The organism is Paraburkholderia rhizosphaerae, assembly GCF_004366595.1.
Lineage (GTDB): Bacteria > Pseudomonadota > Gammaproteobacteria > Burkholderiales > Burkholderiaceae > Paraburkholderia > Paraburkholderia rhizosphaerae.
Window position 1 is genome coordinate 93,360 of record NZ_SORE01000021.1, and the last position, 25,593, is coordinate 118,952.

General features: G+C 61.3%; 22 protein-coding genes and 1 pseudogene. 14 read left to right on the top strand and 9 right to left on the bottom strand.

Annotated features, from left to right (window positions below):
* Positions 1–93: 93 nt before the first annotated feature.
* Together BX592_RS24500 and BX592_RS24505 are read right to left on the bottom strand one after the other, a co-directional pair.
* Positions 94–222 carry an MFS transporter small subunit gene (locus tag BX592_RS24500; RefSeq protein WP_134195449.1) on the bottom strand — a complete coding sequence of 43 codons (129 nt, stop codon included), beginning with the start codon at positions 220–222 and terminating at the stop codon, positions 94–96.
* Positions 223–234: 12 nt separating this feature from the next.
* On the bottom strand, positions 235–1,638 hold the full coding sequence (locus BX592_RS24505; protein WP_134195451.1) for an L-lactate MFS transporter: 1,404 nt from the start codon (positions 1,636–1,638) through the stop codon (positions 235–237).
* 497 nt (positions 1,639–2,135) lie between these two features.
* On the opposite strand from BX592_RS24505, the gene BX592_RS24510 reads away from it, so the two are divergent.
* On the top strand, positions 2,136–2,360 hold the full coding sequence (locus BX592_RS24510; protein WP_134195453.1) for a hypothetical protein: 225 nt from the start codon (positions 2,136–2,138) through the stop codon (positions 2,358–2,360).
* Complete coding sequence (locus tag BX592_RS24515; RefSeq protein ID WP_134195456.1) at positions 2,338–3,060, top strand: GntR family transcriptional regulator; 723 nt, start codon at positions 2,338–2,340, stop codon at positions 3,058–3,060. The genes BX592_RS24510 and BX592_RS24515 overlap by 23 nt, the downstream gene beginning before the upstream one ends.
* A gap of 199 nt (positions 3,061–3,259) precedes the next feature.
* Here BX592_RS24515 and sucD read toward each other — a convergent pair whose 3' ends face one another.
* On the bottom strand, positions 3,260–4,138 hold the full coding sequence (gene sucD, locus BX592_RS24520; protein WP_134195458.1) for a succinate--CoA ligase subunit alpha: 879 nt from the start codon (positions 4,136–4,138) through the stop codon (positions 3,260–3,262).
* A gap of 1 nt (position 4,139) precedes the next feature.
* Complete coding sequence (gene sucC / locus BX592_RS24525; RefSeq protein WP_134195460.1) at positions 4,140–5,381, bottom strand: ADP-forming succinate--CoA ligase subunit beta; 1,242 nt, start codon at positions 5,379–5,381, stop codon at positions 4,140–4,142.
* A gap of 455 nt (positions 5,382–5,836) precedes the next feature.
* Between sucC and frc the strand changes: the two genes are divergently transcribed.
* The 4 genes from frc to BX592_RS24545 all read left to right on the top strand — a co-directional run bounded on the left by frc (position 5,837) and on the right by BX592_RS24545 (position 11,071).
* Positions 5,837–7,084, top strand: coding sequence for a formyl-CoA transferase (gene frc, locus BX592_RS24530; RefSeq protein ID WP_134195462.1), 1,248 nt, complete (start codon positions 5,837–5,839; stop codon positions 7,082–7,084).
* A 123-nt stretch (positions 7,085–7,207) separates the two neighbouring features.
* Positions 7,208–9,400, top strand: coding sequence for an acetate--CoA ligase family protein (locus BX592_RS24535; protein ID WP_134195465.1), 2,193 nt, complete (start codon positions 7,208–7,210; stop codon positions 9,398–9,400).
* 82 nt (positions 9,401–9,482) lie between these two features.
* Entirely contained in the window at positions 9,483–10,298 is an 816-nt protein-coding gene (locus BX592_RS24540; protein WP_134195467.1) for a fumarylacetoacetate hydrolase family protein, read from the top strand.
* Positions 10,299–10,342: 44 nt separating this feature from the next.
* Entirely contained in the window at positions 10,343–11,071 is a 729-nt protein-coding gene (locus tag BX592_RS24545) for an NAD(P)(+) transhydrogenase (Re/Si-specific) subunit beta (RefSeq protein WP_166676452.1), read from the top strand.
* A gap of 110 nt (positions 11,072–11,181) precedes the next feature.
* Here BX592_RS24545 and BX592_RS24550 read toward each other — a convergent pair whose 3' ends face one another.
* Together BX592_RS24550 and BX592_RS24555 are read right to left on the bottom strand one after the other, a co-directional pair.
* Positions 11,182–11,484, bottom strand: coding sequence for a hypothetical protein (locus BX592_RS24550; protein ID WP_134195471.1), 303 nt, complete (start codon positions 11,482–11,484; stop codon positions 11,182–11,184).
* A gap of 99 nt (positions 11,485–11,583) precedes the next feature.
* Entirely contained in the window at positions 11,584–12,528 is a 945-nt protein-coding gene (locus tag BX592_RS24555) for a LysR family transcriptional regulator (protein ID WP_134195473.1), read from the bottom strand.
* Between the two features lie 377 nt (positions 12,529–12,905).
* Between BX592_RS24555 and oxlT the strand changes: the two genes are divergently transcribed.
* From oxlT to BX592_RS24570, 3 genes and pseudogenes are all read left to right on the top strand, one after another.
* On the top strand, positions 12,906–14,243 hold the full coding sequence (oxlT, locus tag BX592_RS24560) for an oxalate/formate MFS antiporter (protein ID WP_134195475.1): 1,338 nt from the start codon (positions 12,906–12,908) through the stop codon (positions 14,241–14,243).
* A 35-nt stretch (positions 14,244–14,278) separates the two neighbouring features.
* Entirely contained in the window at positions 14,279–15,277 is a 999-nt protein-coding gene (locus BX592_RS24565) for a LysR family transcriptional regulator (RefSeq protein WP_134195477.1), read from the top strand.
* A gap of 117 nt (positions 15,278–15,394) precedes the next feature.
* Positions 15,395–16,845, top strand: a pseudogene (locus BX592_RS24570) (aldehyde dehydrogenase family protein).
* 90 nt (positions 16,846–16,935) lie between these two features.
* On the opposite strand, the gene BX592_RS24575 reads toward BX592_RS24570, so the two are convergent.
* Positions 16,936–17,913 carry a 2-dehydropantoate 2-reductase gene (locus tag BX592_RS24575; protein WP_134195480.1) on the bottom strand — a complete coding sequence of 326 codons (978 nt, stop codon included), beginning with the start codon at positions 17,911–17,913 and terminating at the stop codon, positions 16,936–16,938.
* A 283-nt stretch (positions 17,914–18,196) separates the two neighbouring features.
* Positions 18,197–18,826, bottom strand: coding sequence for a LysE family translocator (locus BX592_RS24580; RefSeq protein WP_134195482.1), 630 nt, complete (start codon positions 18,824–18,826; stop codon positions 18,197–18,199).
* 548 nt (positions 18,827–19,374) lie between these two features.
* On the opposite strand from BX592_RS24580, the gene BX592_RS24585 reads away from it, so the two are divergent.
* From BX592_RS24585 to BX592_RS24595, 3 genes are all read left to right on the top strand, one after another.
* On the top strand, positions 19,375–20,631 hold the full coding sequence (locus BX592_RS24585) for a M23 family metallopeptidase (RefSeq protein ID WP_134195483.1): 1,257 nt from the start codon (positions 19,375–19,377) through the stop codon (positions 20,629–20,631).
* A 180-nt stretch (positions 20,632–20,811) separates the two neighbouring features.
* A complete protein-coding gene (locus tag BX592_RS24590) occupies positions 20,812–21,120 on the top strand; it encodes a hypothetical protein (RefSeq protein WP_134195484.1) in 309 nt (102 codons plus the stop codon).
* Positions 21,121–21,267: 147 nt separating this feature from the next.
* Positions 21,268–22,929 carry an acyl-CoA synthetase gene (locus BX592_RS24595; RefSeq protein ID WP_134195485.1) on the top strand — a complete coding sequence of 554 codons (1,662 nt, stop codon included), beginning with the start codon at positions 21,268–21,270 and terminating at the stop codon, positions 22,927–22,929.
* Here BX592_RS24595 and BX592_RS24600 read toward each other — a convergent pair.
* Positions 22,904–23,542 (bottom strand): LysE family translocator, encoded by a 639-nt coding sequence (locus BX592_RS24600; protein ID WP_134195540.1) that lies wholly within the window; start codon positions 23,540–23,542, stop codon positions 22,904–22,906. The genes BX592_RS24595 and BX592_RS24600 overlap by 26 nt on opposite strands.
* A 503-nt stretch (positions 23,543–24,045) precedes the next feature.
* Between BX592_RS24600 and BX592_RS24605 the strand changes: the two genes are divergently transcribed.
* Entirely contained in the window at positions 24,046–24,300 is a 255-nt protein-coding gene (locus BX592_RS24605; RefSeq protein WP_134195487.1) for an H-NS family nucleoid-associated regulatory protein, read from the top strand.
* Between the two features lie 147 nt (positions 24,301–24,447).
* On the top strand, positions 24,448–25,227 hold the full coding sequence (locus tag BX592_RS24610) for a class II aldolase/adducin family protein (RefSeq protein ID WP_134195490.1): 780 nt from the start codon (positions 24,448–24,450) through the stop codon (positions 25,225–25,227).
* Positions 25,228–25,593: the final 366 nt, after the last annotated feature.

Here is a 25,593-nt window from a genome sequence, read left to right on the forward strand (position 1 = left end):
ACGAAAACGCTATGGACGAAAGCGCGCTGTAAACGAACATGGCCGGGCATTGCGCCCGGCCATGTTTCATTCAGCGATCGATTGCAGCGGTGTTCAGCCGAACAGCTTCATCGCCTGCGCCAGCGTGTTGGTCACGCCCCATGCGAGCGGAATCAGCACATAGAGCCAGAAAATAACGAGCAGGCCCTTGTTCGACGGATGTTCCTGATTCGTGGTGTTCATAGACATGTCCTCTTATTTCTCGGCGGCCAGTTCCGCTTCGGTCATATGGTGCTTCTCGTCGACGTGCTTCACGAGCAGGTTGCAGATGAAGCCGATCACGAGCAGCACGGCCATCAGGTGCACGGTCAGCGTGTACGCATCCGCTTTCGCGACGCCGTGAGCGACTTCATACGCACGGATGTAGTTCACCAGCACCGGGCCTGCCACGCCTGCCGCTGCCCAGGCCGTCAGCAGACGCCCGTGAATGCCGCCGACGAACGCGGTGCCGAACATGTCAGCGAGATACGCCGGCACGGTCGAGAAGCCGCCGCCGTACATCGACAGGATCACGCAGTAAGACAGCACGAACAGCGCGATATTGCCCGAGTCCGCGAAGGTCGGCACAAAGTAGTACAGCACCGCGCCCAGCACGAAGAACACGAAGTACGTGTTCTTGCGGCCCAGCCAGTCGGAGCCGGACGCCCAGATGAAGCGGCCGCCCATGTTGAACAGCGACAGCAGGCCGACGAAGCCCGCCGCGGCCGCGGCCGTCACCGTGCTCTTGAAGCTTTCCTGAATCATCACCGACGCCTGGCCGAGAATGCCGATGCCGGCCGTCACGTTCAGGAACAGCACCAGCCAGATCAGGTAGAACTGCGGCGTCTTCAACGCCTGGTCGATGTGCACGTGGTTGCGCGTGATCATCTTCGTCGTGGTCGTCGCGGGCGGCGTCCAGCCGGCCGGCTTCCAGTCTGCCGGCGGCACGCGGATCGCGAGCGAGCCGATCGTCATCGAAATGAAGTACGCGATGCCGAGCACGATAAAGGTTTCAGCCACGCCGATGCTGGTTGCGCTCTTGAAATGGTTCATCAGCGCCACCGACAGCGGTGCGGCAATCATCGCGCCGCCGCCGAAGCCCATGATCGCCATGCCCGTCGCCATGCCGCGGCGGTCCGGGAACCAGCGGATCAGCGTCGACACAGGCGACACATAGCCGAGGCCGAGACCGATACCGCCGATCACGCCGTAGCCGAGGTACAACAACCAGATCTGATGGGTCCACACGCCGATCGCGGAAACGATGAAGCCGCCGCCGAAGCAGCACGCCGCGGTGAACATCGTGCGGCGCGGACCGACATGCTCGAGCCACTTGCCGGCGAACGCGGCCGACAGGCCGAGGAACACGATCGCGAGCGAGAAGATCCAGCCGAGCGTGGTCAGCGACCAGTCATCCGGTGCGGACTGCGTAATGCCGATGACTTTCGTCAGCGGTCCGTTAAACACGGAGAACGCGTAGGCCTGGCCGATACACAGGTGTACCGCGAGGGCGGCCGGCGGCACCATCCAGCGCGAAAAGCCTGGACGGGCGACAGTCGCCTGCTTGGAAAAGAACGAGGGCGAGCCGGTTTTGTCGCCTGGCTTTGCAATACTGCTCATGGGGTCGGTCTCCGGTGGGGTACGTCTTGTTCGTTATCGGTCATCAGCTGGATTAACTTGAGCTTTCAGCGTGTTTTTGTGGAAACGGGCCGAAAACTCATCAATTTATATGCTGACTGACTGCATATGACGGCTCGACGCTATACGCCTAAGTGGCGATGGCGAGACAATATTTCTTCGTTGGTCTCTTGGCAATATGACGATTAGCAACATATGGTCCATGCGTCGTCGTCATGATGCGCTGCGAAAGTTTACACTGTTTGGTATGACGCAAGTAAGGCGAGACAAGCTGGGCAGGACTGCTGCATTGCCGCGCACGAACGTTGCGCGCGCTGCCGCGTGGGCCGATTCTGAAAAATTCGCGATGCGCATGTTAGGTTTTTCACCGAGTTCGAAACGCAACACGGCCTGATATACTACATACAAAGTTATTGACGTATGCCGCGCCGCAGCATATGATTGAGTCATTCCGAACACTCAATCATGTGGAGCATCAAATGGACTTCGTATCCCTGGCGCTGCTTGCTGTCGGTTTTGTGGGTCTCGGCTCTGCCGCGACCGTTTTGCTGACGAATCTGGTACCGCTGAGCGTAGCAGCCAGCGCGGCCAGACATGGCCGGTTTGCCGGTCTCGCGGGCGGAAACGGTGGTGTCTTCGTGCCGGCGCCGTTCCGTGCATCTGTCAAAAAAGAGGCGATGAATGTCGTCGGATCTTCAAACTGAAAATGGTGTGGCTACGCCGCTGACGCTGGCGCTGCAGCCGATCAATGCGAGCGCCAGCCTGCGCGACCAGGCCTATGCGATGCTCCGCCAGGCGATTGCCGACGCGGACATCTATCAGTCGAAGGATGAAATCCGGCTCGATGAGCGACTGCTTAGCGAGACGCTCGGTGTCAGCCGCACGCCCGTGCGCGAGGCGATGACGCTGCTCGAGCAGGAAGGTTTCCTGCGCATGGTGCCGCGGCGCGGCATTTATATCGTGCGCAAGAGCAAGCGTGAAATCGTCGAGATGATCCAGATGTGGGCGGCGCTGGAAAGCATGGCCGCGCGTCTGGCCACGCTGCACGCGACCGATACGGAAATCGCGCGGCTGCGTCATATGTTCGACAACTTCCGCGATACGACGCCGGCCGAGCATATCGCCGAGTATTCGGACGCGAATATCGCGTTTCATCAGGCGATCGTCGAGCTCTCGAAGTCGCAGATTATCCTCGAGACGATCAAGAATATCTTCATCCACGTGCGGGCGATTCGCCGGCTGACGATTTCGCAGAGCGACCGCGCATCGCGTTCGATCGTCGACCATCTGCGCATTATTGAAGCGCTCGAACAACGCGATACCGAGCTTGCGGAACGGCTGGTCCGCCAGCATTCGCTCGATCTCGCCGACTTTGTCGAAGCGAACTGCGATTTTCTGGACTGATTGACTGGTTGGCCGAAGAGGGCGCGGTTTGCGCTCAGGTTCGTGCCTGTCGATGTCAGAAAAAGGAAGCCAGCGGGTTTATCGCCCGCTGGCTTTTTTACATCTGCGAACCCGCTTCTCTTCTTTATTTGCTGGGGCGCATCCGCGGCATGTGATGCGGTGCGCCCGTCCTTCTACTATGTGCGATGCCGCACGGCGCTCAATGTGCGCGCAATGCCTGCACCATCGTTTCGCCCAGTGCCGCCGGCGATTGCGCGACATGAATGCCGGCTGAACGCATCGCGTCGATCTTTGCGCCCGCGGTTCCTTTGCCGCCCGAGATGATCGCGCCGGCGTGACCCATCCGCCGACCCGGCGGCGCGCTCGTGCCCGCGATAAACCCGACCACCGGTTTCTTCGTGCGCGCGTCCTTCAGGAATTGCGCGGCGTCTTCCTCCGCGGAGCCGCCGATTTCACCGATCATGATGATGCCGTGCGTGTCGTCGTCGGCGAGGAACATCTCGAGGCAGTCGATAAAGTTCGTGCCGTTCACCGGATCGCCGCCGATGCCGATGCAGGTCGTCTGGCCGAGGCCCGCGGCGGTCGTTTGCGCGACCGCTTCGTAAGTCAGCGTGCCCGAGCGCGACACCACGCCGATTTTCCCCGGTTTATGGATATGGCCGGGCATGATGCCGATCTTGCATTGTCCCGGCGTGATCACGCCGGGACAGTTCGGCCCGATCAGGCGCGTCTTCGAGCCGGCGAGCGCGCGTTTCACGCGCACCATATCGACCACCGGAATGCCTTCTGTAATGCAGACGACCAGCGGCACTTCGGCATCGAGCGCTTCGAGAATCGCGTCGGCGGCCACCGGCGGCGGCACGTAGATGACCGATGCGTTGGCGCCGGTCGCGTCGACGGCGTCGGCGACCGTGTTGAATACCGGCAGTCCGAGATGCGTGGCGCCGCCTTTGCCGGGCGTCACACCGCCGACCATTTGCGTGCCGTACGCGAGCGCCTGCCCGGAATGAAAGCTGCCTTGCGACCCGGTGAAGCCCTGGCAGATCACTTTGGTGTTGCGGTCGATCAGAACGGCCATGTCAGTGTGCTCCCGAGTGTTGATCTGCGGAGGTTGTCAGATTCGCTTTGCCGTTTGCGCGGACCGCGCTGACGACCTTGTCGGCGGCATCCGCGAGATGGTCGGCCGACAGAATCGGCAAGCCGGAGTCGCGCAGAATCTGCTTGCCGAGCTCGACGTTCGTGCCTTCGAGACGCACCACGAGCGGCACACGCAGATCCACTTCACGCGCGGCGCTGACGACGCCTTCGGCGATCACATCGCAACGCATGATGCCGCCGAAGATGTTCACCAGAATCGCTTCGACCTTCGGGTCGCGGAGAATCAGGCGGAACGCGGTCGCGACGCGCTCCTTCGTCGCGCCGCCGCCGACATCGAGAAAATTCGCCGGTTCGCCGCCGTATAGCTTGATGATGTCCATGGTCGCCATTGCGAGGCCGGCGCCGTTCACCATGCAGCCGATGTTGCCGTCGAGCGTCACATAGTTGAGTCCGTGTTTCGCGGCCTCGAGTTCGGCCGGATCTTCCTCGGCTTCGTCGCGCAATGCCTCGATCGGCGGGTGACGGAACAGCGCGTTATCGTCGAAATTAATCTTCGCGTCGAGTGCGACGACGTCGCCCGATGCGGTCACGACGAGCGGATTGATCTCGACAATCGATGCATCCAGCTCGACGAACGCGCGGTACGCATTGACGATGAACTGCGTCGCGGCCTTGATCTGATTGCCGACGAGGCCGAGCCCGAAAGCGATCTGCCGTGCGTGAAACGGCTGCAGACCGGTGGCGGGATCGATCGCGACCTTCAGGATCTTGTCCGGCGTGCGCGCCGCGACTTCCTCGATTTCCATGCCGCCTTCGGTCGACGCCATCACCGTGATGCGCGAGGTCGCGCGGTCGATCAGCATCCCGAGATACAGCTCGCGCTCGATCGCACAGCCTTCTTCAATATAGACGCGCTTCACTTCGCGCCCGCTGGGCCCGGTCTGCTTCGTCACCAGCACCGACGACAGCATCTGCGCGGCGTTTTTTCCCACCGCGTCGACCGACTTGACCACCCGCACGCCACCCGGGCCATTACGATCGTTAGTGAAGCGCCCCGCGCCGCGGCCGCCCGCATGAATCTGCGATTTGACGACCCATACCGTGCCGCCGAGTTCGCGCGCCGCTGCCTCTGCCTCGTCCGGCGTAAACGCGACGCGGCCGTTCGGCACCGCGACGCCATAGCCTCTTAGCAGTTCTTTCGCCTGATATTCGTGAATGTTCACAGACTCCTCACTGGGTTCGTTTCGGGACTGGGGCAGTGGGAAACACTTCTTGACGGGCTGTGAAATATGGTATGTGATATATCAGAGCGATACAAGACGAAGGAGTGGTCGGTATTTTCCCTCGGTCGAAGGCAATTCGCGTGCTGAGAACACGCGGAACGCCTTACCAGGAAAGGCTTCGCAGGATCAGACAGTGGCGCGCCGCAGCATCAAAATACGCTTGCTGCATTGTGATATATCACATACCGTATTGATCGGGACATGCACATGATGTCTGTCGTGTTACAAGCCAGCGAATCCGGCCGCGTCCATCGATAACCGCCAGATCACGATCGATAAGGAGACGACTATGTCCGCAAAACTTTTATTCCCCAACCCCGGCATCGGTGCTCGCGGCGACGCGCGGCGCGCGATTCACCCGACCATCGACAAGTGAAGCAGGGAGGAGACAGATCATGGGTAAGGCACTTGACGGTGTGCGCATTCTCGATTTCACACACGTGCAGTCGGGTCCGACCTGCACGCAGCTACTGGCATGGTTCGGCGCCGATGTGATCAAGGTAGAGAAGGCCGGCACGGGCGATATTACGCGCGAGCAACTGCGCGATATTCCCGATGCGGACAGCCTCTACTTCACGATGCTCAACCATAACAAGCGGTCGGTGACCATCGATACGAAGAATCCGGAAGGCAAACAGGTTCTCGAAACGCTGATCAAGAGCTGCGACGTGCTGGTCGAAAACTTCGCGCCGGGCGCGCTCGACCGCATGGGCTTCTCGTGGGAACGCATCCAGGAACTGAATCCGCGGATGATCGTCGCGTCGGTGAAGGGCTTCGGCCCCGGGCCTTACGAGGACTGCAAGGTTTATGAGAACGTCGCGCAATGCGCGGGCGGCGCGGCGTCGACGACCGGCTTCGACGATGGTCCTCCGGTCGTGAGCGGTGCGCAGATCGGCGATAGCGGCACGGGCCTGCACCTCGCGCTTGGCATCGTCACCGCGCTGTACCAGCGCACGATGACTGGCCGCGGCCAGAAGGTGCTCGCCGCGATGCAGGACGGCGTGCTGAACCTGTGCCGCGTGAAGCTGCGCGACCAGCAACGCCTCGAGCGCACCGGCGTCATGAAGGAGTATCCGCAGTACCCGAACGGCACGTTCGGCGAAGCCGTGCCGCGCGCCGGCAACGCGTCGGGCGGCGGCCAGCCGGGCTGGATTCTGAAGTGCAAGGGCTGGGAAGCCGATCCGAACGCGTACATCTACTTCATCACGCAAGCGCCGGTGTGGGCGAAGATCTGCAACGTGATCGGCAAGGAAGAGTGGGCGACCGATCCCGACTACGCAACGGCGACTGCGCGCTTGCCGCGCCTGAAGGAAATCTTCGCCGAGATCGAGCGCTGGACGATGACGAAGACCAAGTTCGAGGCGATGGACATCCTCAACAAGTACGACATTCCATGCGGTCCGATCCTGTCCATGAAGGAGATCGCGGAAGATCAGTCGCTGCGCAAGACCGGCACGATCGTCGAGGTCGATCATCCGGTGCGCGGTAAATATCTGACCGTTGGCAATCCTATCAAGCTGTCGGACAGCCCGACAGACGTCACGCGCTCGCCGTTGCTTGGCGAGCATACCGACGAAGTGCTGGCCGAGATCGGCTATTCGCCGGAACAGATCGACCTGTTGCGCACCGCGGGCGCAATCTGAGCGGTAACGGTGTGCGTGTAGCAAGCCGGCAGTGCGCGTGTCCTTGATGCGTCGCCTGCCGGCACAGCAACCGGCAGATGGCAGGCCGGGTGACTTCATAACCAGAATCGGAGACGAGACGATATGGCATACGAAGACTCCCTATCGCTGCAGGATCGCGGCGGCGCTCACTTGTCGAATCGCGCGGCTGAGCCGAACAAGGCGGTCGTGCGGCACATTCTGGACAGTGTAAAAGCGGAAGGCCGCACGTCGCTGACGGCCCCTGAAGGCAAGCTGGTTTGCGACGCGTATGGCATCGCGGTGCCGAAAGAAGGGCTCGCGACCGACGCGCGCGAGGCCGCGCAGATTGCCTCGCAGATGGGCTTCCCGGTGGTGCTGAAGATTGTGTCTCCCGAGATCCTGCACAAGACCGAAGCCGGTGGCGTGCTGGTCGGCCTGAAGGACGCGGCCGAAGTGGAGCGCGGCTTCGCGACGATCATGGACAACGCGAAGCGCTACAACGCGAGCGCGAATCTGCATGGCGTGCAGGTGCAGCAGATGATCGGCGGTGGCCAGGAAGTGATTATCGGCGCGGTGACCGATCCGTCGTTCGGCAAGCTCGTCGCATTTGGTCTGGGCGGCGTGCTCGTCGAAGTGCTGAAGGACATCACGTTCCGTCTCGCGCCCGCGACGCTCGACGATGCGAGTTCGATGCTCGACAGCATTGCCGCGGCGGACATCCTGAAGGGCGTACGCGGTGGCGAAGCGGTCGATCGCGACGCGCTCGCGACGCTGATCCAGAACGTATCGCAGCTCGTCGCCGACTTTCCGGAGATCTCCGAGCTGGACCTGAACCCGGTATTTGCCAGCAAAAACGGCGCGATCGCGGCGGACGTGCGGATCGTGCTTGATTTCGCGCCGCCTGCGCCGCGCTACCGGCCGAGCCAGCAGGACATCGTGCGGCAGATGAACCGCATCATGCGGCCGGACCGGGTCGCGGTGATCGGCGCATCGGCTGAGGACGGCAAGATCGGCAACTCGGTGATGAAGAACCTGATCAATGGTGGCTACAAGGGCGAGATCCTGCCGATTCACCCGAAAGCCGATGAAATTCTCGGCCGCAAAGCGTACAGGAGCGTGCTCGATGTGCCCGGCGATATCGACGTCGCGGTATTCGCGATTCCCGCGAAATTCGTTGCGGCTGCATTGACCGAAGTTGGCAAGAAGAAAATTCCGGGCGCCGTGCTGATTCCGTCCGGGTTCGCGGAAACCGGCAATGTCGAGGGCCAGGAAGAAATCGTGCGTATTGCGCGCGAATACGACATTCGGCTGATGGGCCCGAATATCTACGGCTTCTATTACACGCCGAAGAATCTGTGCGCGACCTTCTGCACCCCATACGACGTGCAGGGTAAGGCGGCGCTGTCGTCGCAATCGGGCGGCATCGGCATGGCGATTATCGGCTTCTCGCGTTCGGCGAAGATGGGTGTGTCCGCCATTGTCGGCCTTGGCAACAAATCGGATATCGACGAAGACGACCTGCTGACGTTCTTCGAACAGGACGAGCACACCGAGATCATCGCGCAGCACTGCGAGGATCTGAAGGATGGCCGCGCGTTCGCGCAAGCCGCGGCGCGGGTGTCGAAGAAAAAGCCGGTGGTGGTGCTCAAGGCCGGTCGCACGAGCCTCGGCGCTCGCGCGGCGAGCTCGCACACGGGAGCGCTGGCGGGCAACGATCGCATCTATGAGGATGTGTTCAAGCAGTGCGGTGTGATCCGGGCGCGGTCGCTGCGCGACCTGCTCGAATTCGCACGCGGTATTCCGAAGCTGCCGACGCCGCAGGGCGAGAACGTCGTGATCATTACCGGCGCGGGCGGTTCGGGGGTGCTGCTGTCGGATGCGTGCGTCGACAACGGCCTTTCGCTGATGACGATGCCCGCCGATCTCGACGCGGCATTCCGCAAGTTCATTCCGCCATTCGGCGCAGCGGGCAACCCGGTCGACATCACCGGCGGCGAGCCACCGACCACCTACGCGAATACGATCCGGCTCGGTCTCGAGGACCCGCGCATCCATTCGATCATTCTCGGCTACTGGCACACGATCATTACGCCGCCGATGGTCTTCGCGAAGCTCGTGATCGAAGTGAAAGAAGAAATGAAGGCGAAGGGCATCGAAAAGCCGATCGTCGCATCGCTTGCGGGCGACGTGCAGGTCGAGGAAGCAGCCGAGTACCTGTATCAGCATGGCGTGCCGGCTTATGCGTATTCGACGGAAATTCCGGTGGCGGTGCTCGGCGCGAAGTACAAGTGGGCGCGCGGCGCAGGGCGAATCTGAAAAAGCGTCGTTCGTTGTGTATGCAACAAGCACCGGCGTGGCCCTATTATCGTAACCACGCCGGTTGCGTAACGGAGTACGTATGGAAACCTGGATGCGTTTTTTGTCGACGGATGACCGCGTCGTGTTCGGCAAGGTCGAAGACGGCAATCTGCACGAACACCTGAGCCTCGAGCATCCGGTGCCGACCGGCGCGGTATGGCCGGTGCGCGCGTTGAAAGCATTGGCGCCATGCGCGCCGCGCAAGGTCGTCGCGCTATGGAATAACTTTCATGCACTCGCCGCGAAGCTGGAAAAGCCGGTGCCTGCGCATCCGCTGTTTCTGATCAAGCCGGCTGAGTCTGTGATCGGCGCCGACGAGCCGATCCGGCGACCCGCGCATTATGCGGGGAAGATTGCCTATGAAGGAGAGCTTGGCATCGTGATCGGCAAGCGCTGCCGCGATGTGAGCGTCGACGAAGCGGCTGCGTCGATTTTCGGCTACACGATCGTCAACGACGTGACTGCCGCAGAACTCCTTAACGAAAATCCGCACTTTCCTCAATGGTGCAGAGCGAAAGGATTCGATACCTTCTGCTGTATCGGACCCGCGATCGCGACGGATTTTGACTGGCGATCGGCGCGCGTCATCACGACACTCGACGGCGTCGAGCGTCAGAACTATCCGCTGTCGGATATGGTCTTCACGCCGGCGGAGCAGGTCAGCATGATTTCCCAGGACATGACGCTCGAACCCGGTGACGTGATCGCATGCGGCACGTCGCTCGGCGTCGGCTCGATCAAGGACGGCGGGGCGGTGTCAGTCACGATCGACGGAATCGGCACTTTGACGAACCGGCTTGCGGCAGCGGGCTTGTCCGGTCAGCAAGCGGCATCCGCCGCTGCGAGCGCAGTTTGAAACGGCATGAATAAATGATCGGCGGTACAGATCGAGGAGAGAACATGCCGGATGGTGTGGCTGGTTCGGACCAGCCCGATATCGGCGACGTAAGCGGCCGGCGTCGCCAGTCATTGGTTGCGCTTGCAACTATCGCCTGTTGTGGCGTGGGACTGGTCTCGCTGGCCGGCGCTTTCGTGCGGTATTTTTCTTCTCCGTGGACGCTGACGTTGAAGCAGAGCGGCGAGCGCATCGAACTGTATGTCGCGGTATTCGCCGGTGCATTGCTGGTCGCCGCATCCGCACTCGCATTCTTCAGACTGCGCAATACCATGCGCGCCGCAGTACAAACGCATGTGAGCGCGTGCCCGGGTTGCGCGCTCGTCGATCTGTTCGCATTGCTGCTGTGCATCTGGCTTGGCTATGGCTTCGTGACGGAGGCGTCTCCGGCATTGGGGCTTTCGGTGTTGGTCGCGGCGGCCGGACTTTCCGCAGCATTGGGCGTGCATCTGGCCGCGACCGTGGATGACCGCTACGGCCTGCTGGTTGCCGCGGCGCACGGACGTCGCTGGCATCCCGCGCATCGCGCACATTGCGGCTCGACGCGGCGGCGCGCGGCGTTATTCCGTGTCGAATGGCGTGCCGATGCGATGAACAGGTGGCCGTCAGACGATTTTACGCAGCGCTGGACACTAACCGTTGCGCCGACGCGGAGCAGGGCTGCGAGACACTGCGCGCTGCGTAATCGCGGCGATCGGCGTCAGACTGGACGCAATCGGGGTATCGGACGATGAAGCGGTCCATAAAGCGGCGTCTGCGCGAATTGCATCGATTTGAGCATCGACATGAACGGGCGCCCGCGGTCGGGCGCCACGCCATCGATCTTCGCGCAGCGCCAACCGGCTCAATCAGCCGCCGCTTCGCGGTAAAACTCAGTCTTCTTCTGGAAGATCAACTGTGCGAGAAAGTCGGCCTCGTACGCATTCAACAGGTGCGCATGAAACCGCTCGATATACGCGGTGATACGCGCGATTTCCGTATTGAATTCCTGCTTCAGCACGTCGATGGTCTCGCTATCCCAGCGAAAACGCAGGCCGAGGTCACTGAAGGCACTGTTGTACGCGCACAGATTGGCTTCTTCGGCGCTGTTCGCGGCGACGTGAGCAGCGGGCGAAGCGTTAGGTGTGGCAACCGAAGCGTGATTCATGGCAGGACTCCTGAGCTGGCGAGTGATAAGACTCGCCTCAAGCATAGAAGCCCTGATGGATTTGCAATAGTTAAAGTTTTATTGGAATTCTATTCAGCATCACTTATGGGTGATCAGCTGCGTGACGCGGGTGATCTCTTCGATCTGGTTCGCGCCTTCTTCCATCAGGAACTGCTTGAAGGCGACCGCGACGGGTGGCAGGCGCTTGTTCTTCCGGTGCACAACGTACCAGTTGAGCATCACGGGAAAACCCTCGACGTCGAGCACGACAAGATTGCCGACCTGCAGTTCGAGGCTGATCGTATGCGCGGAGAGGAAGGCGATGCCCATGCCCGCAATCACCGCCTGCTTGATCGTCTCGGTGCTTTTGATTTCCATCGCGATCTTGAGATTGGTGAGGCGCCCCGCGAAGCCTTCTTCCATCGAATTCCATGTGTCCGAGCCGCGCTCGCGCACGACGAACGCCTCTTCGGCGAGTTGCGCCATCTTGATGCGGCGCTTACCCGCGAGCGGATGATCGGGCGCCGCGACGATCACGTACGGGTGCGGCGCGAACGCCTCGTTGACGGCGTCCATTTCGTGCGGCGGGCGCACCATCACCGCAAGGTCCGTTTGATTCGTCGCAAGCTGATGCAGCAGTTCTTCGCGGTTATGCACCGAAAGGTTGAGTTCGACGCCCGAGTAGCGATGCGTGAATTCGGCGAGCAGGCGCGGAAAAAAGTAGTCACCCGCGCTGATGACCGCGACGTTCAGCTTGCCGCCGGACACGCCTTTAAGCTGGCTCATCGCTTCGTCCACTTCGTGGAACTGCTGGATGATCGTGCGGCTGTAGTGCAGCATCTCCGTGCCGGCCGTGGTCAGGTAGATTTTCTTGCCGAGCTGTTCGAAGAGCGGCAAGCCGGCGTGCTCTTCAAGCTGCCGGACTTGCGTGGAGACCGCGGGCTGCGTCAGATGCAATTCTTCCGCGGCGCGCGAGAAGCTCAGATGCCGGGCGACAGTCTCGAACACCTTCAACTGGCGGAGTGTCGCATTTCTCATCGTCATGGCCGATGTATAAGCTGGAATGAATCGACATGGTAACAAACTTTAATTATCGGTAATTCAGCAATGACCCTAGCATGCAATGTAAAAGGCGGTTCCCGTCTTCTATTTGCGGCTTACAGTGGCCTTGATGCTCGGGTTAACGCTTAGCTAGCAAGGAGGGGAAAAGCAAAGGACAGGTCGCTTGATCCCTTTAGTCGGTAATCTGTTTGACTAAAGGAATCGACTAACGGAATCAGGTGGCGCTTTAAACAGTTTTTTAGCAGTGAGCCGGCAATTGCCGTTAAGACCCGACGATTCGATCGGGACACAACTACAAGTGGTATGCATGTAATCCGGCAATCCGGCCGGTTGCAGAATACATATCGGAGACAAAGCACATGGAACACATCTCTCGGCAGGCTCCGGCCCCCGCGTTCTGGCATAACCGCTGGTTCCAGCTATTCGTCGGCATCTTGTGCATGGGGTTGGTTGCCAACCTGCAATATGCATGGACGTTGTTCGTCGCACCGATGAATGCGCGTCATGGCTGGGGGCAGGCGTCGATCCAGCTTGCATTCTCGATCTTCATCCTGACTGAAACGTGGCTCGTGCCACTTGAAGGGTATTTCGTCGATAAGTTCGGTCCGCGTCCGGTCGTTGCGGTCGGTGCGATTTGCGCAGGTGTCGCGTGGGTGATGAATTCGTTCGCGACGACGCTGCCCGAACTGTATATCGCAGCGGTCATCGCCGGCATCGGCGCAGGCGGCGTGTATGGCACGTGCGTCGGCAATGCGCTGAAGCTGTTTCCGGATCGTCGCGGTCTCGCGGCCGGTTTGACGGCGGCGGGTTTCGGCGCCGGCGCGGCGGTCACCGTTATTCCGATCGCGAACATGATCACGGCTCGCGGCTATGAGCATGCGTTCCTGTTCTTCGGCATCCTGCAAGGCGTCGTGATCTTCATCCTGTCGATGTGGTTGAGAAAGCCTGAACCGCACAAGGCGGCGGCGATCAAGCGCAAGTTCGCGGTGGCGAAGACCGACTACACGCCTGGCCAGATGATCAAGGCGCCAGTGTTCTGGGTGATCTACCTGTGCTTCGTCGCAGTGGCGGCAGGCGGTCTGATGGCAACGGCGCAACTTGGCCCGATCGCGAAGGACTTCGGTATTGCGAAGCTGCCGATGACACTGTTCGGCGCTACGCTGCCGCTGCTCACGATGACGCTGTCGATCGACAACATCTGCAATGGCTTTACGCGTCCGCTGTGCGGCTTCATTTCGGACAAGATCGGCCGTGAAAACACGATGTTCGCGATTTTCATCGGTGAAGGCCTCGCGCTGCTCGGTCTGATGGAATTCGGCACGAACCCGTACGCGTTCATGACGTTCGCCGCGCTGATCTTCCTGTTCTGGGGCGAAATCTTCTCGATCTTCCCGGCCATTTGCGCGGATACGTTCGGCAGCAAGTACGCCGCGTCCAACGCGGGCACGCTGTACACGGCGAAGGGCACGGCATCGCTGCTGGTGCCGATCGCATCGGTGCTCGCGGCTACCGGCGGCTGGAACATGGTGTTTATCGTGGCGGCGGTGATCACAATCGCGGCCGGTGTGTCGGCGAAGTTCGTGCTTGCGCCGATGCGTACGCGCTGGATCGAGCAAAGCGATCCGCTGCTGCGTGAAGCCAGCAAAAGCGGGGCTCCGTCGCGACTGAGCACGTGGCCGGAACAAACCGGCGAGTAAACCCATAGCCTGACCTGAAGCATAGCGGCGGACACATGAACGTTTCATTGCAGCAATTGAAGGTGTTCGTCGCTGTCGCGCGCCAGCGCAGTTTTACGCGCGCGGCGCGCGAGTTCGATCTGACCCAGTCGGCCGTGAGCCGCTGCGTTCGCGAACTCGAAGAAGCGATCTCACTCCGACTGTTCGACCGCACCACACGCCAGGTCGAACTGACGCCGGCGGGCGCGAGTCTCGCGCGCCGCATCGGCCAGCTCCTCGATGAAATCGATCTGACGCTGCGTGAAGAACGCGCCGCGCACCATGGCCATACCGGCGTGGTGACGATTGCGAGCAATCCGGTCCTATCGTCGAGTTGGGTGCCGGACGGCATCGCGCGGTGTGCGGTGGTCTTTCCTGGTGTGACTGTCGATGTGATCGACCAGCCGCAACAAGCGGTGCTCGCAAGCGTCGCGCACGGCGATGTCGATTTCGGCGTGGTGTCGGACCTCGACACGCCAGGCTCCGACACGTTGCAAATGCAACCATTGTTCTCCACTCCGCTGTGCGCGGTAATGCCGGACACACACGCGCTCGCACGCGGCACGACGCTGATGTGGAGCGCGCTCGGCGACAGTGCGCTCGTTACGCTGAATGCCGATGCCGGCAGCCGCGCTGCGGTCGAGCGCGGCATGAACGCGCATCGTGTGCAAGCGCGGCGCATGCAGGAATGCGGGCACGTCGCCGCGGTGATACGTATGATCGAATTAGGGTTGGGAATTGGCGTACTGCCGATCGGCGCGCATTGGCCGGCACCGGCTGCCGGGCTCGTGGCGCGCCCCTTGCTGCCTGAAGTATCGTTCACGACGATGCTCGTGCGGCAACGCAACCGGACGTTGCGCCCCAATGCCGAAGCCGTATGGTCCCTTTTCTCCGACCGCGGCCGCGCATCGGGCCGTCTGTCCGATACGTCGCCTGCCAATGAGCACGCGTCGTCCGGACCTACGCCGGCCGCGCCCGCAGGCGCCGCACCGCTGCTCGCGTCCAGACAGGCCTGAAAACACCGCCTGAAACGCGACCGGAGTCGCGACTGACGCCAGCAACAGAGCGCCACGTTTGAGCGCCACGTTTCGGCTTTCGTAGGCCCGGGTCCTCTCTTTGCAAGGAGTACCACCATGGGCACCGAATCCGACCTTCAACGCCATGATTTGCTAATCGATGGTGAACGCGTGCCGCCACGCAGCGGCGAATACTCTGTCGATATCGACCCCGCTAGTGAGCAACCGATCGCGCGGGTCGCACGGGGCAGTGCAGCGGATGTCGATACAGCGGTGCGTGCCGCGCGCGCCGCGCTGCCCGTATGGAACGGCATACGCGCCAGCGAGCGTGGGCGCATCCTCGTGCGTTTCGCGGACCTGCTGCGCGCAAATGAGCAGCAGATCGCCGAGCTCGAAAGCCTCGACGCCGGCAAGCCGATCGCGTCCGTGTTGCGCCAGGACCTGCCCGCTACGATCGACACGCTTGCGTACTACGCAGGGTGGTGCGACAAGATTAATGGCGAAGTGGTGCCGGTGCGGCCCGATGCGCTGACATACACGGTGCGCGAGCCGGTCGGCGTGGTCGCGGCAATCGTGCCGTGGAATTTTCCATTGATGATCGGCATGTGGAAGATCGCGCCGGCGCTCGCGTGCGGCTGCACGCTGATCGTGAAGCCCGCGGAAGTGACACCGCTGTCCGCGCTGCGCGTGGCCGAACTCGCGCTCGAAGCAGGCGTGCCGCCGGGCGTGTTCAACGTCGTGACAGGTAAGGGCAGTGTGGTCGGCGACGCGCTCGTCGCGCATCCGGGCATCGACAAGGTGACGTTTACCGGATCGCCTTCCGTCGGCCGCGGGATTCTGCAGGGCGCGGCGAGTAATTTCAAGCGTGTCACGCTCGAACTCGGCGGCAAGTCGGCAAACGTGATTTTTCCGGATGCGAATCTGGATAGCGCGGTACGCGCGGCGGCTTCGGGCGTGTTCTTCAATACGGGCCAGGTTTGCTCGGCGGGCTCGAGGATTCTCGCGCATCGCGACGTCTACGATGACGTCGTCGAGCGCCTCGCGGCGCGTGCAAAGTCGATCAAGGTCGGCGACCCGACAGAGCGCGAAACGGGCATGGGGCCGCTCATTTCAGCCTCGCAGATGAAGACTGTGCTCGGCTATATCGACATCGGTAAAAACGAAGGCGCGTCGCTCGTGACCGGCGGCGCGAGGATCGGTGAGCGCGGCTTCTTTGTCGAGCCGACTTGTTCGCCAATGTCGCGCACGAAATGCGCATTTCGCAGGAGGAGATTTTCGGGCCGGTCGCGAGCGTGATCCCTTTCGACGACGAGGCGCACGCGATACGTATTGCGAACGGCACGCTTTATAGCCTCGCCGCAGGGGTCTGGAGCGCGGATATCGGCCGCGTGCATCGTATCGCCCATGCGCTCAAGGCGGGCACCGTATGGATCAATACGTATGGCTATACCGATGTTCGTCTGCCGTGGGGCGGCACCGGCGATTCGGGGTTCGGCCGTGAACACGGCGACGTGGCGATCGAAAACTTCACGGAGCCCAAGTCGGTCTGGCTTGCGCTCGATCATTGACGACGATGGTCGGAAATAAAAAAGGATCGAATGCGCGACACGCATTCGATCCTCGTTCGATGCCGCTACGAGACTAGGCGATCAAATCGATCAATCGTTTCGGAGCGCCATTCTTTCGCGCATTTTGACCAGCGCGAGTACCACGTCGATGGTCGGAGTGGGCTCGCCCACCAGGCGCCCCATTTCCTGCACGACAGTGAGCAGCGGATCGATCTCCATCGGCCGGCGGTGTTCGAGATCGACGAGCGTCGACGTCTTGTGCGCGCCAACCGCGCCCGCGCCATCGATGCGCCGCTCGATATCGACGCGGAAATGCACGCCGAGCGGTTCGGCAATACGCTTTGCTTCGGCCATCATCGTGCGGCAAACGTCGCGCGTGCCGGGGTCGCTCGCAAGCAGATCGAGTGTCGCATGCGTGAGCGCGCTGATCGGGTTGAAGCACAAATTGCCCCACAGCTTCAGCCAGATTTCGTCGCGGATGTTGTCGCGAATCGGCGCATCAAAGCCCGCCGCGGTCATCATTTCATGAAGCGCCTGGATGCGTGGCGTGCGCTCGCCGCTCGGTTCGCCAATCGGGAATTTCTTGCCGTACACGTGTTTGATTACGCCGGGCTCGATGATTTCAGCGGCCGGATACAGCACGCAGCCAATCGCTCGCTCCGGTCCGAGCTTGTTCCATTGAGTGCCGTCCGGATCGATACTCGAGAGCCGGGTGCCCGCGAATTTCCCACCGTGCTGATAGAAGTACCAGTACGGAATACCGTTCACGCCGGTGATTACCGCAGTGTGCTTGCCCAGCAACGGTTGCATCGCATCGACGACAGCCGGTACCGAATGTGCCTTCAGCGTGATGAGCACATAGTCCTGTACGCCCAACTCGCCCGGATCCGACGTGCAACGCACGCGAGCGGACACCTCTTCGCCATCCATCAATACACGCACGCCATGCTCGCGCATCGCGGCGAGATGCGGGCCGCGCGCAACAAAGCTGACGTCCGCGCCAGCGCGCGCGAGCTGCACGCCCATCATCGCTCCAATCGCCCCTGCTCCGAAAACACAGATCTTCATGATGTTCGCCCTAATGACATTGAAAACCCGCTTGCCCGGTGTGTCGGCGTAATAGTGTGTGGCGGTGCCGACATCGTTCGGCGCGTGACGCGTGCGCGCTTGGCGCGCATGCAGCGTCACACAACCGTAACGGGCGATAGTGTGAGCATAGGGGCCTGTAACGATTGAGGACAGTTAAAGTTTCTCGCGAATTGCATTAGTGATTAGTTATGCATGCCGACGACTGTCATTCGCTCCTATGGATTCATTGCCTGGTTCGCAAGGCGTATGCCTTGTACGCGTGTCAACTTTGCGCGCGCCGCAGGAGCAGAAAGCTCACGCCGATCGCGCCGAGGAACATGCCGCAGCAGCGGTTGAACCAGCGACGCACGCTGGTGCGCGTGAGCCATTTGCCGAGGTACACGCCGGCCCCGGAGTAGAGCGCGATCGCGACCCACTCCAGCACGAGAAAGCTCGTGCCGAGTACCGCGAACTGCGGCAACATCGGTTTCGCGATATTGACGAATTGAGGCAGGAATGCGGTGAACACCAGAATTGCCTTTGGATTGCCCGCGGCGACCAGGCACTCCTGGCGCGCGATGCGAAGCAGCGAAGCATCGCCTGCGTCGCGTTGCGTATGCATGGGGGCGGCATCGCTGCGCCACAGCTGAATCGCGAGCCAGATCAGGTAGGCAGCGCCGGCGAGCTTGATCGCGAGAAAAAACAGTTCAGACGCATGCAGCACGACGGCGAGACCTGTCGCCGCGAGCACCAGCATCAGAGAAAATGCAACGAGCCGGCCCGTGCCCGCGACGAATGCGGTCATGAACCCATGGCGCGCCGCGACGTTGATCGACAGCAGATTGTTCGGCCCGGGGGCCATATTGATCGCGAAGCACGCGGGCAGAAAGAAGAGCCATGCGGTGACAGACATGTCCGTGTGTCCGGGTTGAAGATTGTTGAAGAGGCCCGCTTTGTACGGGCTTCGCGCTGCATACGCCGAGGCGCTGAACCGGGCAGTAACCTTCAATTGTAGCGGCAGTTATCACTGTTTCGATGGCGTCTGACTATGTTCATACCGTATGCACGCACGAAAATACACGCTTAAATCAGGATTTGACCTATTCCCGAAGCACGCATGTGCCTCTACACTGTCGACTTTCTTTGCCGGGCTGCACGACGTGAAGAGGTGAAATTCATACGATCATATTCGTGAGTTGAATTCCTTTCACTTCCTTCGTAGTACGTCGCGCTGCTGCTGTGCGTTCCCGCACTGCCGCTCACGCCCGCAGCCTTCTGGTTCGACTGCGAGATATCTACGTGACGGTACGCCTACGTTTTTTTCTCGCGCACGGGCAGCGCACGTCTCGCAACGTAGCGCTTCCGGCGCGTTTTAAACATCACTCCCTGTTCACTGCCGCGTCGCGTGCGGCGTTACTGATTGGCATCGCGGCCGTGTGCGGGTTGCCGGCGGCTGTGGGTGTGGCAACGCTCACGGGTGCGCATCGCGCGGGATTTCAGGCGCCGCACGACGCACTGGACTATCCATCCGAAAATTGGGCGCCTCGCGCGCAGCAGGCCGCTGAATCTTCCAGCGGAGCTGATACGCAGCGCGACTCTGTCGACTCGCTTTGGGCGAGCCATGGCGACGCCCCGGCGCAGGCGGATACGACGTTGCGCTATGGCGGTCCGATTCTCGCCGCAATGTGTGCCGCGTCGCCAGTGTTATGCGTACCCGACGAGTATCGATACGCGGCACGCGACGTGTCCGTCGCACTCAACTCGAACAATTCGGGTGACGCGAATGACCATGCCGTTTCCGGCGAGGCGGCAACACGTATTCCACTCGCGGGCACTTCGCCATGGTCGTTGTCTGACACGGGCTACGACACTCGCTATGTCGCGCGCGCAGCACACATCGACCACGACTTGCGTGACGCGCTGACAAAAGCCGATTTGCCGGCTGACATCGTCGCCCAGGTCGAGCATCTGTTCGCGGGACGGCTCGATCCAGCCGTCGCTGCTTTACCGGATGATGGCATTCGACTCATCTACGAGCGCGGCGATTCAACCGATGCGGTTACGCGTCATCCGCGCGTCACTGCCGTGGAAGTGCGATTGGGCGATCGCACATACTCGGCGTTGTGGTTTATCGCACCCGGCACCACGCGTGGCGAGTACTACACGTTCGACGGCAGCCTGCTTGCAGCCGAACCGTTCGCGATGCCGGTGAACTACGAACGCGTCAGTTCACCGTTCGGTGAGCGGATGCACCCGGTGTCGGGCGAGGAGCGTTTTCACGCGGGCGTCGATCTGACTGCGCACTCGGGCGCGCCGGTGTTGTCCGCGGCGGCCGGCACGGTGGAGTTCGCCGGCGTGCGCAGCGGCTACGGCCGGCACGTCGTGATCGATCATGGCAACGGTTATACGACCTGCTATGCGCATCTGTCCGCGTTCGCGCGTGGTTTGCGCGCCGGCATGCAGGTCGCCGAAGGGCAGCGCATCGGTTTGGTCGGCCGCACGGGTGTCGCGACCGGGCCGCACCTGCACTATGAAGTGCGGATCAATGAACGGCCAGTGGACCCGCTCAAGTTGACCGAGCGCACTTTCACGCCGCCGCTCACGCCGGCGCAGCAGTTTGCGCTCGAGCAGGCAGCCGGCGCCGCGCGCGGGCAACTGGCGGCACTGACCGACAGCGGCACGCGTGTTGCTTCAACGCGGGCCTCAATGCTGTTCTGATCGCCGGTTGCGGCCAGCGACGTCGCGGCACATCGCGACTTGCGCTACCCGGTCGAAATGTCCGTCATCCTTATAAATGCGGGCGGGATCAGCCATTCTTCAATTTGCCGTGGATATTGCGGTGTTCGTTGCGCATCGCAGAAGTGCTACGATGCCCTGACGACGATGATGGAGGTGGAAATGGCTACCTATGCTATCGATGCCGTGCGCATTAACCCGGTGACCGACCGCGTTACCCACGTTCGCTGGGCGCTCGTCAACCCGAAAACGAACGAATGGATGTCGCCGCATGAAATCGTCGAAGTCGCGGACGTGGTTCACGCGATCCGCGCGGGGAACGCGGTCTGGTCGCTCTTTACGCTAGGCGGAATGAAACTGCTCGGACCGAAGATCAAGACGGTCTCCCACACTGACGGTCTCGACGGCATCGACACCGATATTCCCGACGGCCACGTCGAAAAATTCATCGACGACTTGCCGCGCGTCTGACTCTCTCATTACCTGTATTGCGGTGCGCAACGGAGCGTTTCGCGAACCAAGCGGCGCTCCGCCGTCGTTTGACAGGAGCGCGTATTGCGCCGCTCGCCGGATCAACCCGCGACGACGCAGCGGTGCGAGCAGTCGAGGAGAGACGCGATGACACACATGTTCGATGAAGGTCTTGGCCGCCGCGACGCGAACTACGTGCCGCTCACGCCGATCGATTTCATTGCGCGGGCCGCGGAAATCTACGGCGAACGCACCGCAATAGTTTACGGTGACATACGGCGCAACTGGCGCGAGACCTATGAGCGCGTTTGCCGCCTTGCCAGTGCGCTCGCGCAAACGGGCATCGGTCGCGGCGACACGGTGGCCGTGCTGCTCCCCAATATTCCGGCGATGATCGAAGCGCATTTCGGCGTGCCGATGGCCGGCGCCGTGCTCAACACGATCAACACGCGGCTCGATATCGGATCGATCCTGTTCATGCTGCGCCATGGCGAGGCAAAGCTGCTGATCGTCGATACCGAATATGCCGAACTCGCGCAACGTGCCGCGCGTGAACTGCCGGCGCTGCGGATCGTCAGTGTCAGCGATGCGATGCCGGCCGATCCGGATAGGTTTTCGCGAGCAACCGATTACGAAGCATTCCTGCTCAGCGGAGATCCGCGGTTCGCATGGACGCCGCCCGCTGACGAATGGGATGCGATCGCGCTGAACTATACGTCGGGCACGACGGGTGACCCGAAGGGCGTGGTCTACCATCATCGCGGCGCATACCTGAATGCGCTTAGCAATATCCTCGAATGGGACATGCCCAAGCATGCGGTGTATCTGTGGACATTGCCGCTGTTTCACTGCAACGGCTGGTGTTTTCCGTGGACGATCGCCGCGCGTGCGGGCGTCAACGTATGTCTGCGCAAGTTCGATGCAAAGACGGTATTCGACCTGATCCGCCGCGAGCGCGTCACTCACTACTGTGGTGCGCCGATCGTACAGAGCGCGCTCGCCAATGCGCCGGCGCAATGGCGCGAAGGGATCGCGCATCAGGTTTCGACCATGGTCGCCGGAGCACCGCCGTCGCCTGCGGTGATCGCGCGGATGAAAGAAATCGGCTTCGATCTGACGCACGTATACGGGCTGACCGAAGTGTACGGACCCGCTTCGGTGTGTGCGAAGCAGCAAAGCTGGGATGCGCTTGGCGACGACGACCGTGCGCGGATGAACGCGCGCCAGGGTGTGCGATATCACCTGCAAGCGGCGGTGTCGGTGCTCGATCCGGCTACGCTCGAGCGGGTCCCATGCGACGGCGCGACGCTCGGCGAAGTGATGTTTCGCGGCAATATCTGCATGAAGGGTTATCTGAAGAATGAGCGCGCAACCACCGATGCATTTCGCGGCGGCTGGTTCCATACCGGCGATATCGGTGTGCTGATGCCGGACGGCTACTTCCGTATTACGGACCGCAGCAAGGACATCATCATCTCGGGCGGTGAGAATATCTCGAGCATCGAAGTGGAAGACGCGCTGTATCGGCACCCGGCGGTGTCGGTTGCGGCGGTCGTGGCGATGCCGGACGCGCAGTGGGGAGAAGTGCCGTGCGCGTTTATCGAACTGAAGGAGGGCGCGCAAGCGACAGCGGACGAAATCGTCGCGCACTGTCGCGCGTTGCTTGCCGGTTACAAAGTGCCCAAAGCCGTGGTCTTTGGTGAATTGCCGAAGACCTCCACCGGCAAGATCCAGAAATTCGAACTGCGCGCGCGTGTCAAATCCACGCACGCCATCGATCTCGTCACAGTCCCACCCGGTGGGCGGTGAAAATCAGCCGTAGGCCGAGCGCCGCAATTGCGGTCGCCGCGAGACGATCGATCGCTTTCTTCGCCTTCGCATAAAACTCGCGCGCGTGCCGGCTCGAGAAGAACATCGCGACGACGGTGTACCAGCCTGCTTCGATCGCGAACACCGCGGGCGGCAGGACTGCGTAACACCATGCCGGCGGGTGCTGCGGCAGCAGCGCGGCAAAGATACTGCCGTAGAAAATCGCCGTTTTCGGGTTACTCAGTTGCGTCGATAGACCCACCCAGAACGAGCGGCGCGCATCGCGATGCGCGTCGGTCTGGATACGCTCGAACGACAGCGGCGCCGCCGCGCCGCGCCAGATTTTCGACGCGATATAGAGGAGGTACAGGCCGCCCGCGACCTTGAGGCTCACATAGAGCCACTCGACCGCGGCGAGCACCGTATAGAGGCCTAAAAGCGCGATGCCGCTAAAGAAGACTCCGCCAAAGCCCATGCCTAGCGCAGTGGCGAGCCCGTCGCGGCGCGACAAACCAATTGCATTGCGTGCAACGACGAGAAAGCTGGGTCCGGGACTCATTGCACCGATCAGTAGTGCGCCAAGAATGGCGGCGATGGCGGCTTGCGCGGTCATGGCGGGAGGGCTCCTCAGATGCGGCGGGACGACTTGCACGATAGCACGAGCGGAATGGCTCATTGCGCCTACTCCATGCGCGCGCCGCCATCATTTCTGTTTGACTCGCGAGAATCATGCTGTGCGAACCTCGCCTGCTGCCCGCAAACGTCGAGCCGGTGCGCCTTCCGGCGCTGCACTGCACGATTGCACCATACCTGGCGCTGCGTAAAATGAGTGTAGAATCGCATGCAAATCAAAGTAGCGACCTGCGACGCACCAGGGTTCTATCAGCGAAGGCGCGCGACGGCCAGATGGCGCATGATTCATGCACACTGCTCATCTGACGTGCGAAGCCGATCAAAGGCGGGCATTTGCCGTCAATCAAACTGGTTGGGTAGGCCAGTATTCCTGCATCGTCAGGGTAGCTTGTCGTGTCCATCATGTTCGTATAACGGCTTCGCCGAATGGCGAAGCGTTGTGTTTTATAACGCGCGTAATTCCAGCCGCAATACCGATACTTTATGAAAGAGCGAGAGGAACATCGATTGTTCGACTCCGACGGTGAGGCGCGCGATCGCCTGATCGTCTGGATCAGGCGTCGAATGGAAGAGTATGGCATCTCGATCGAAGCGCTAGCGGCCGCGATCACTGAGGATGCGGCGACGCCGAAATATCGCGACGCGTACGGCAACACGTGGGACGGCAAGGGCGAGCGCCCGGACTGGCTCACGCGCGCGATCAACGCGGGACAGGATATCGAGCACTTTCGCTGCTGATTGCCGGGTCGGTCGCGCTTGTATTGGTGGCGGCGCGCTGCTTAACACGTCATTCGGCGTAATCCGCGTGGATCAAGCGGGAGCGATAAAGCGCTGACTGTCGTCGACTCGCTGTATTGCGCGTTGTTCTATAAGGAGACAGGTATCGTGTCCGATACGATTGCACGCCCGTATAGCGAAGCAGAATGGGCAACTCGTTGTGATCTCGCTGCACTATACCGGCTCGTCGCGCACTTTCGCATGACGGATTTGATCGATACACACATTACCGCGCGTGTGCCGGGGCCCGAGCATCATTTTCTGATCAATCGATACGGCGTGCTGTTCAACGAGATGCGTGCGTCCGATCTCGTGAGAATCGATTGCGATGGCCACGTCGTGGAAGCGCCCGAACAGGTCGCGCGCCACCCGGAACGCTATCGCGTGAATGCGGCCGGCTTCACGATTCATTCGGCCGTCCATCTGGCCCGTCCGGATCTGAGCTTCGTGATCCATACGCATACGGCCGCCGGCGCGGCAGTGTCCGCGCAGAAGCAGGGGCTGCTGCCGATCAGCCAGCACGCGCTAAAATTTTATGGTCACCTTGCCTACCACGACTATGAGGGCATTGCGCTCGACATCGGTGAACGCGACAGGCTGGTCGCCGATCTGGGCAATCGGCATGCAATGATTCTGCGCAATCACGGACTGCTGGTTGGCGGACCGTCGGCCGCGACAGCGTTCGAGGAAATCCATTTTCTCGAACGTGCGTGTCAGATTCAGGTGCAGGCGCTCGCCGGCAACGCGGAACTCGTGATTCCGCCGGCGCATGTCTGCGAACGGACCGCGGCACAGTTCGGGCGCGATGACTCGGATGGGATCGCTGCGCTCGCGTGGCAGGCGGCCCTTCGGCTAATCGATACCACGGGTTCCGATTACCGCAGCTGAACCATAAAACGCGGACGAAAACGCGAAGGCGAAAAAAAAGCCCGCTTATGCGGGCCTCAAAGAACTGCTTGGAGTTTCGTTGCGAGAGATAACTCGCAGTGAAACTGTATATCGACATTATGAAAGCTTCGTGAATCTTCCGCTGGTTGCAACGATGGGGACCGACTCCGCGCGTTGCGCAAGATTGCAATGAATGCGTAAGTGTTGATGAAGCGCGATGCTTACTCAGGCTCGGCCCGCTGCACTTCGTGCGCCGCGCGCATCGCCGCACGTGACCGGGCTGAGCGGCAATTGCGCGTATCCTTTGTTCATTGGGGTTTCATATCGCCGGTCGCGACGCGCACGAACGGCTTGCATGAACGGCCG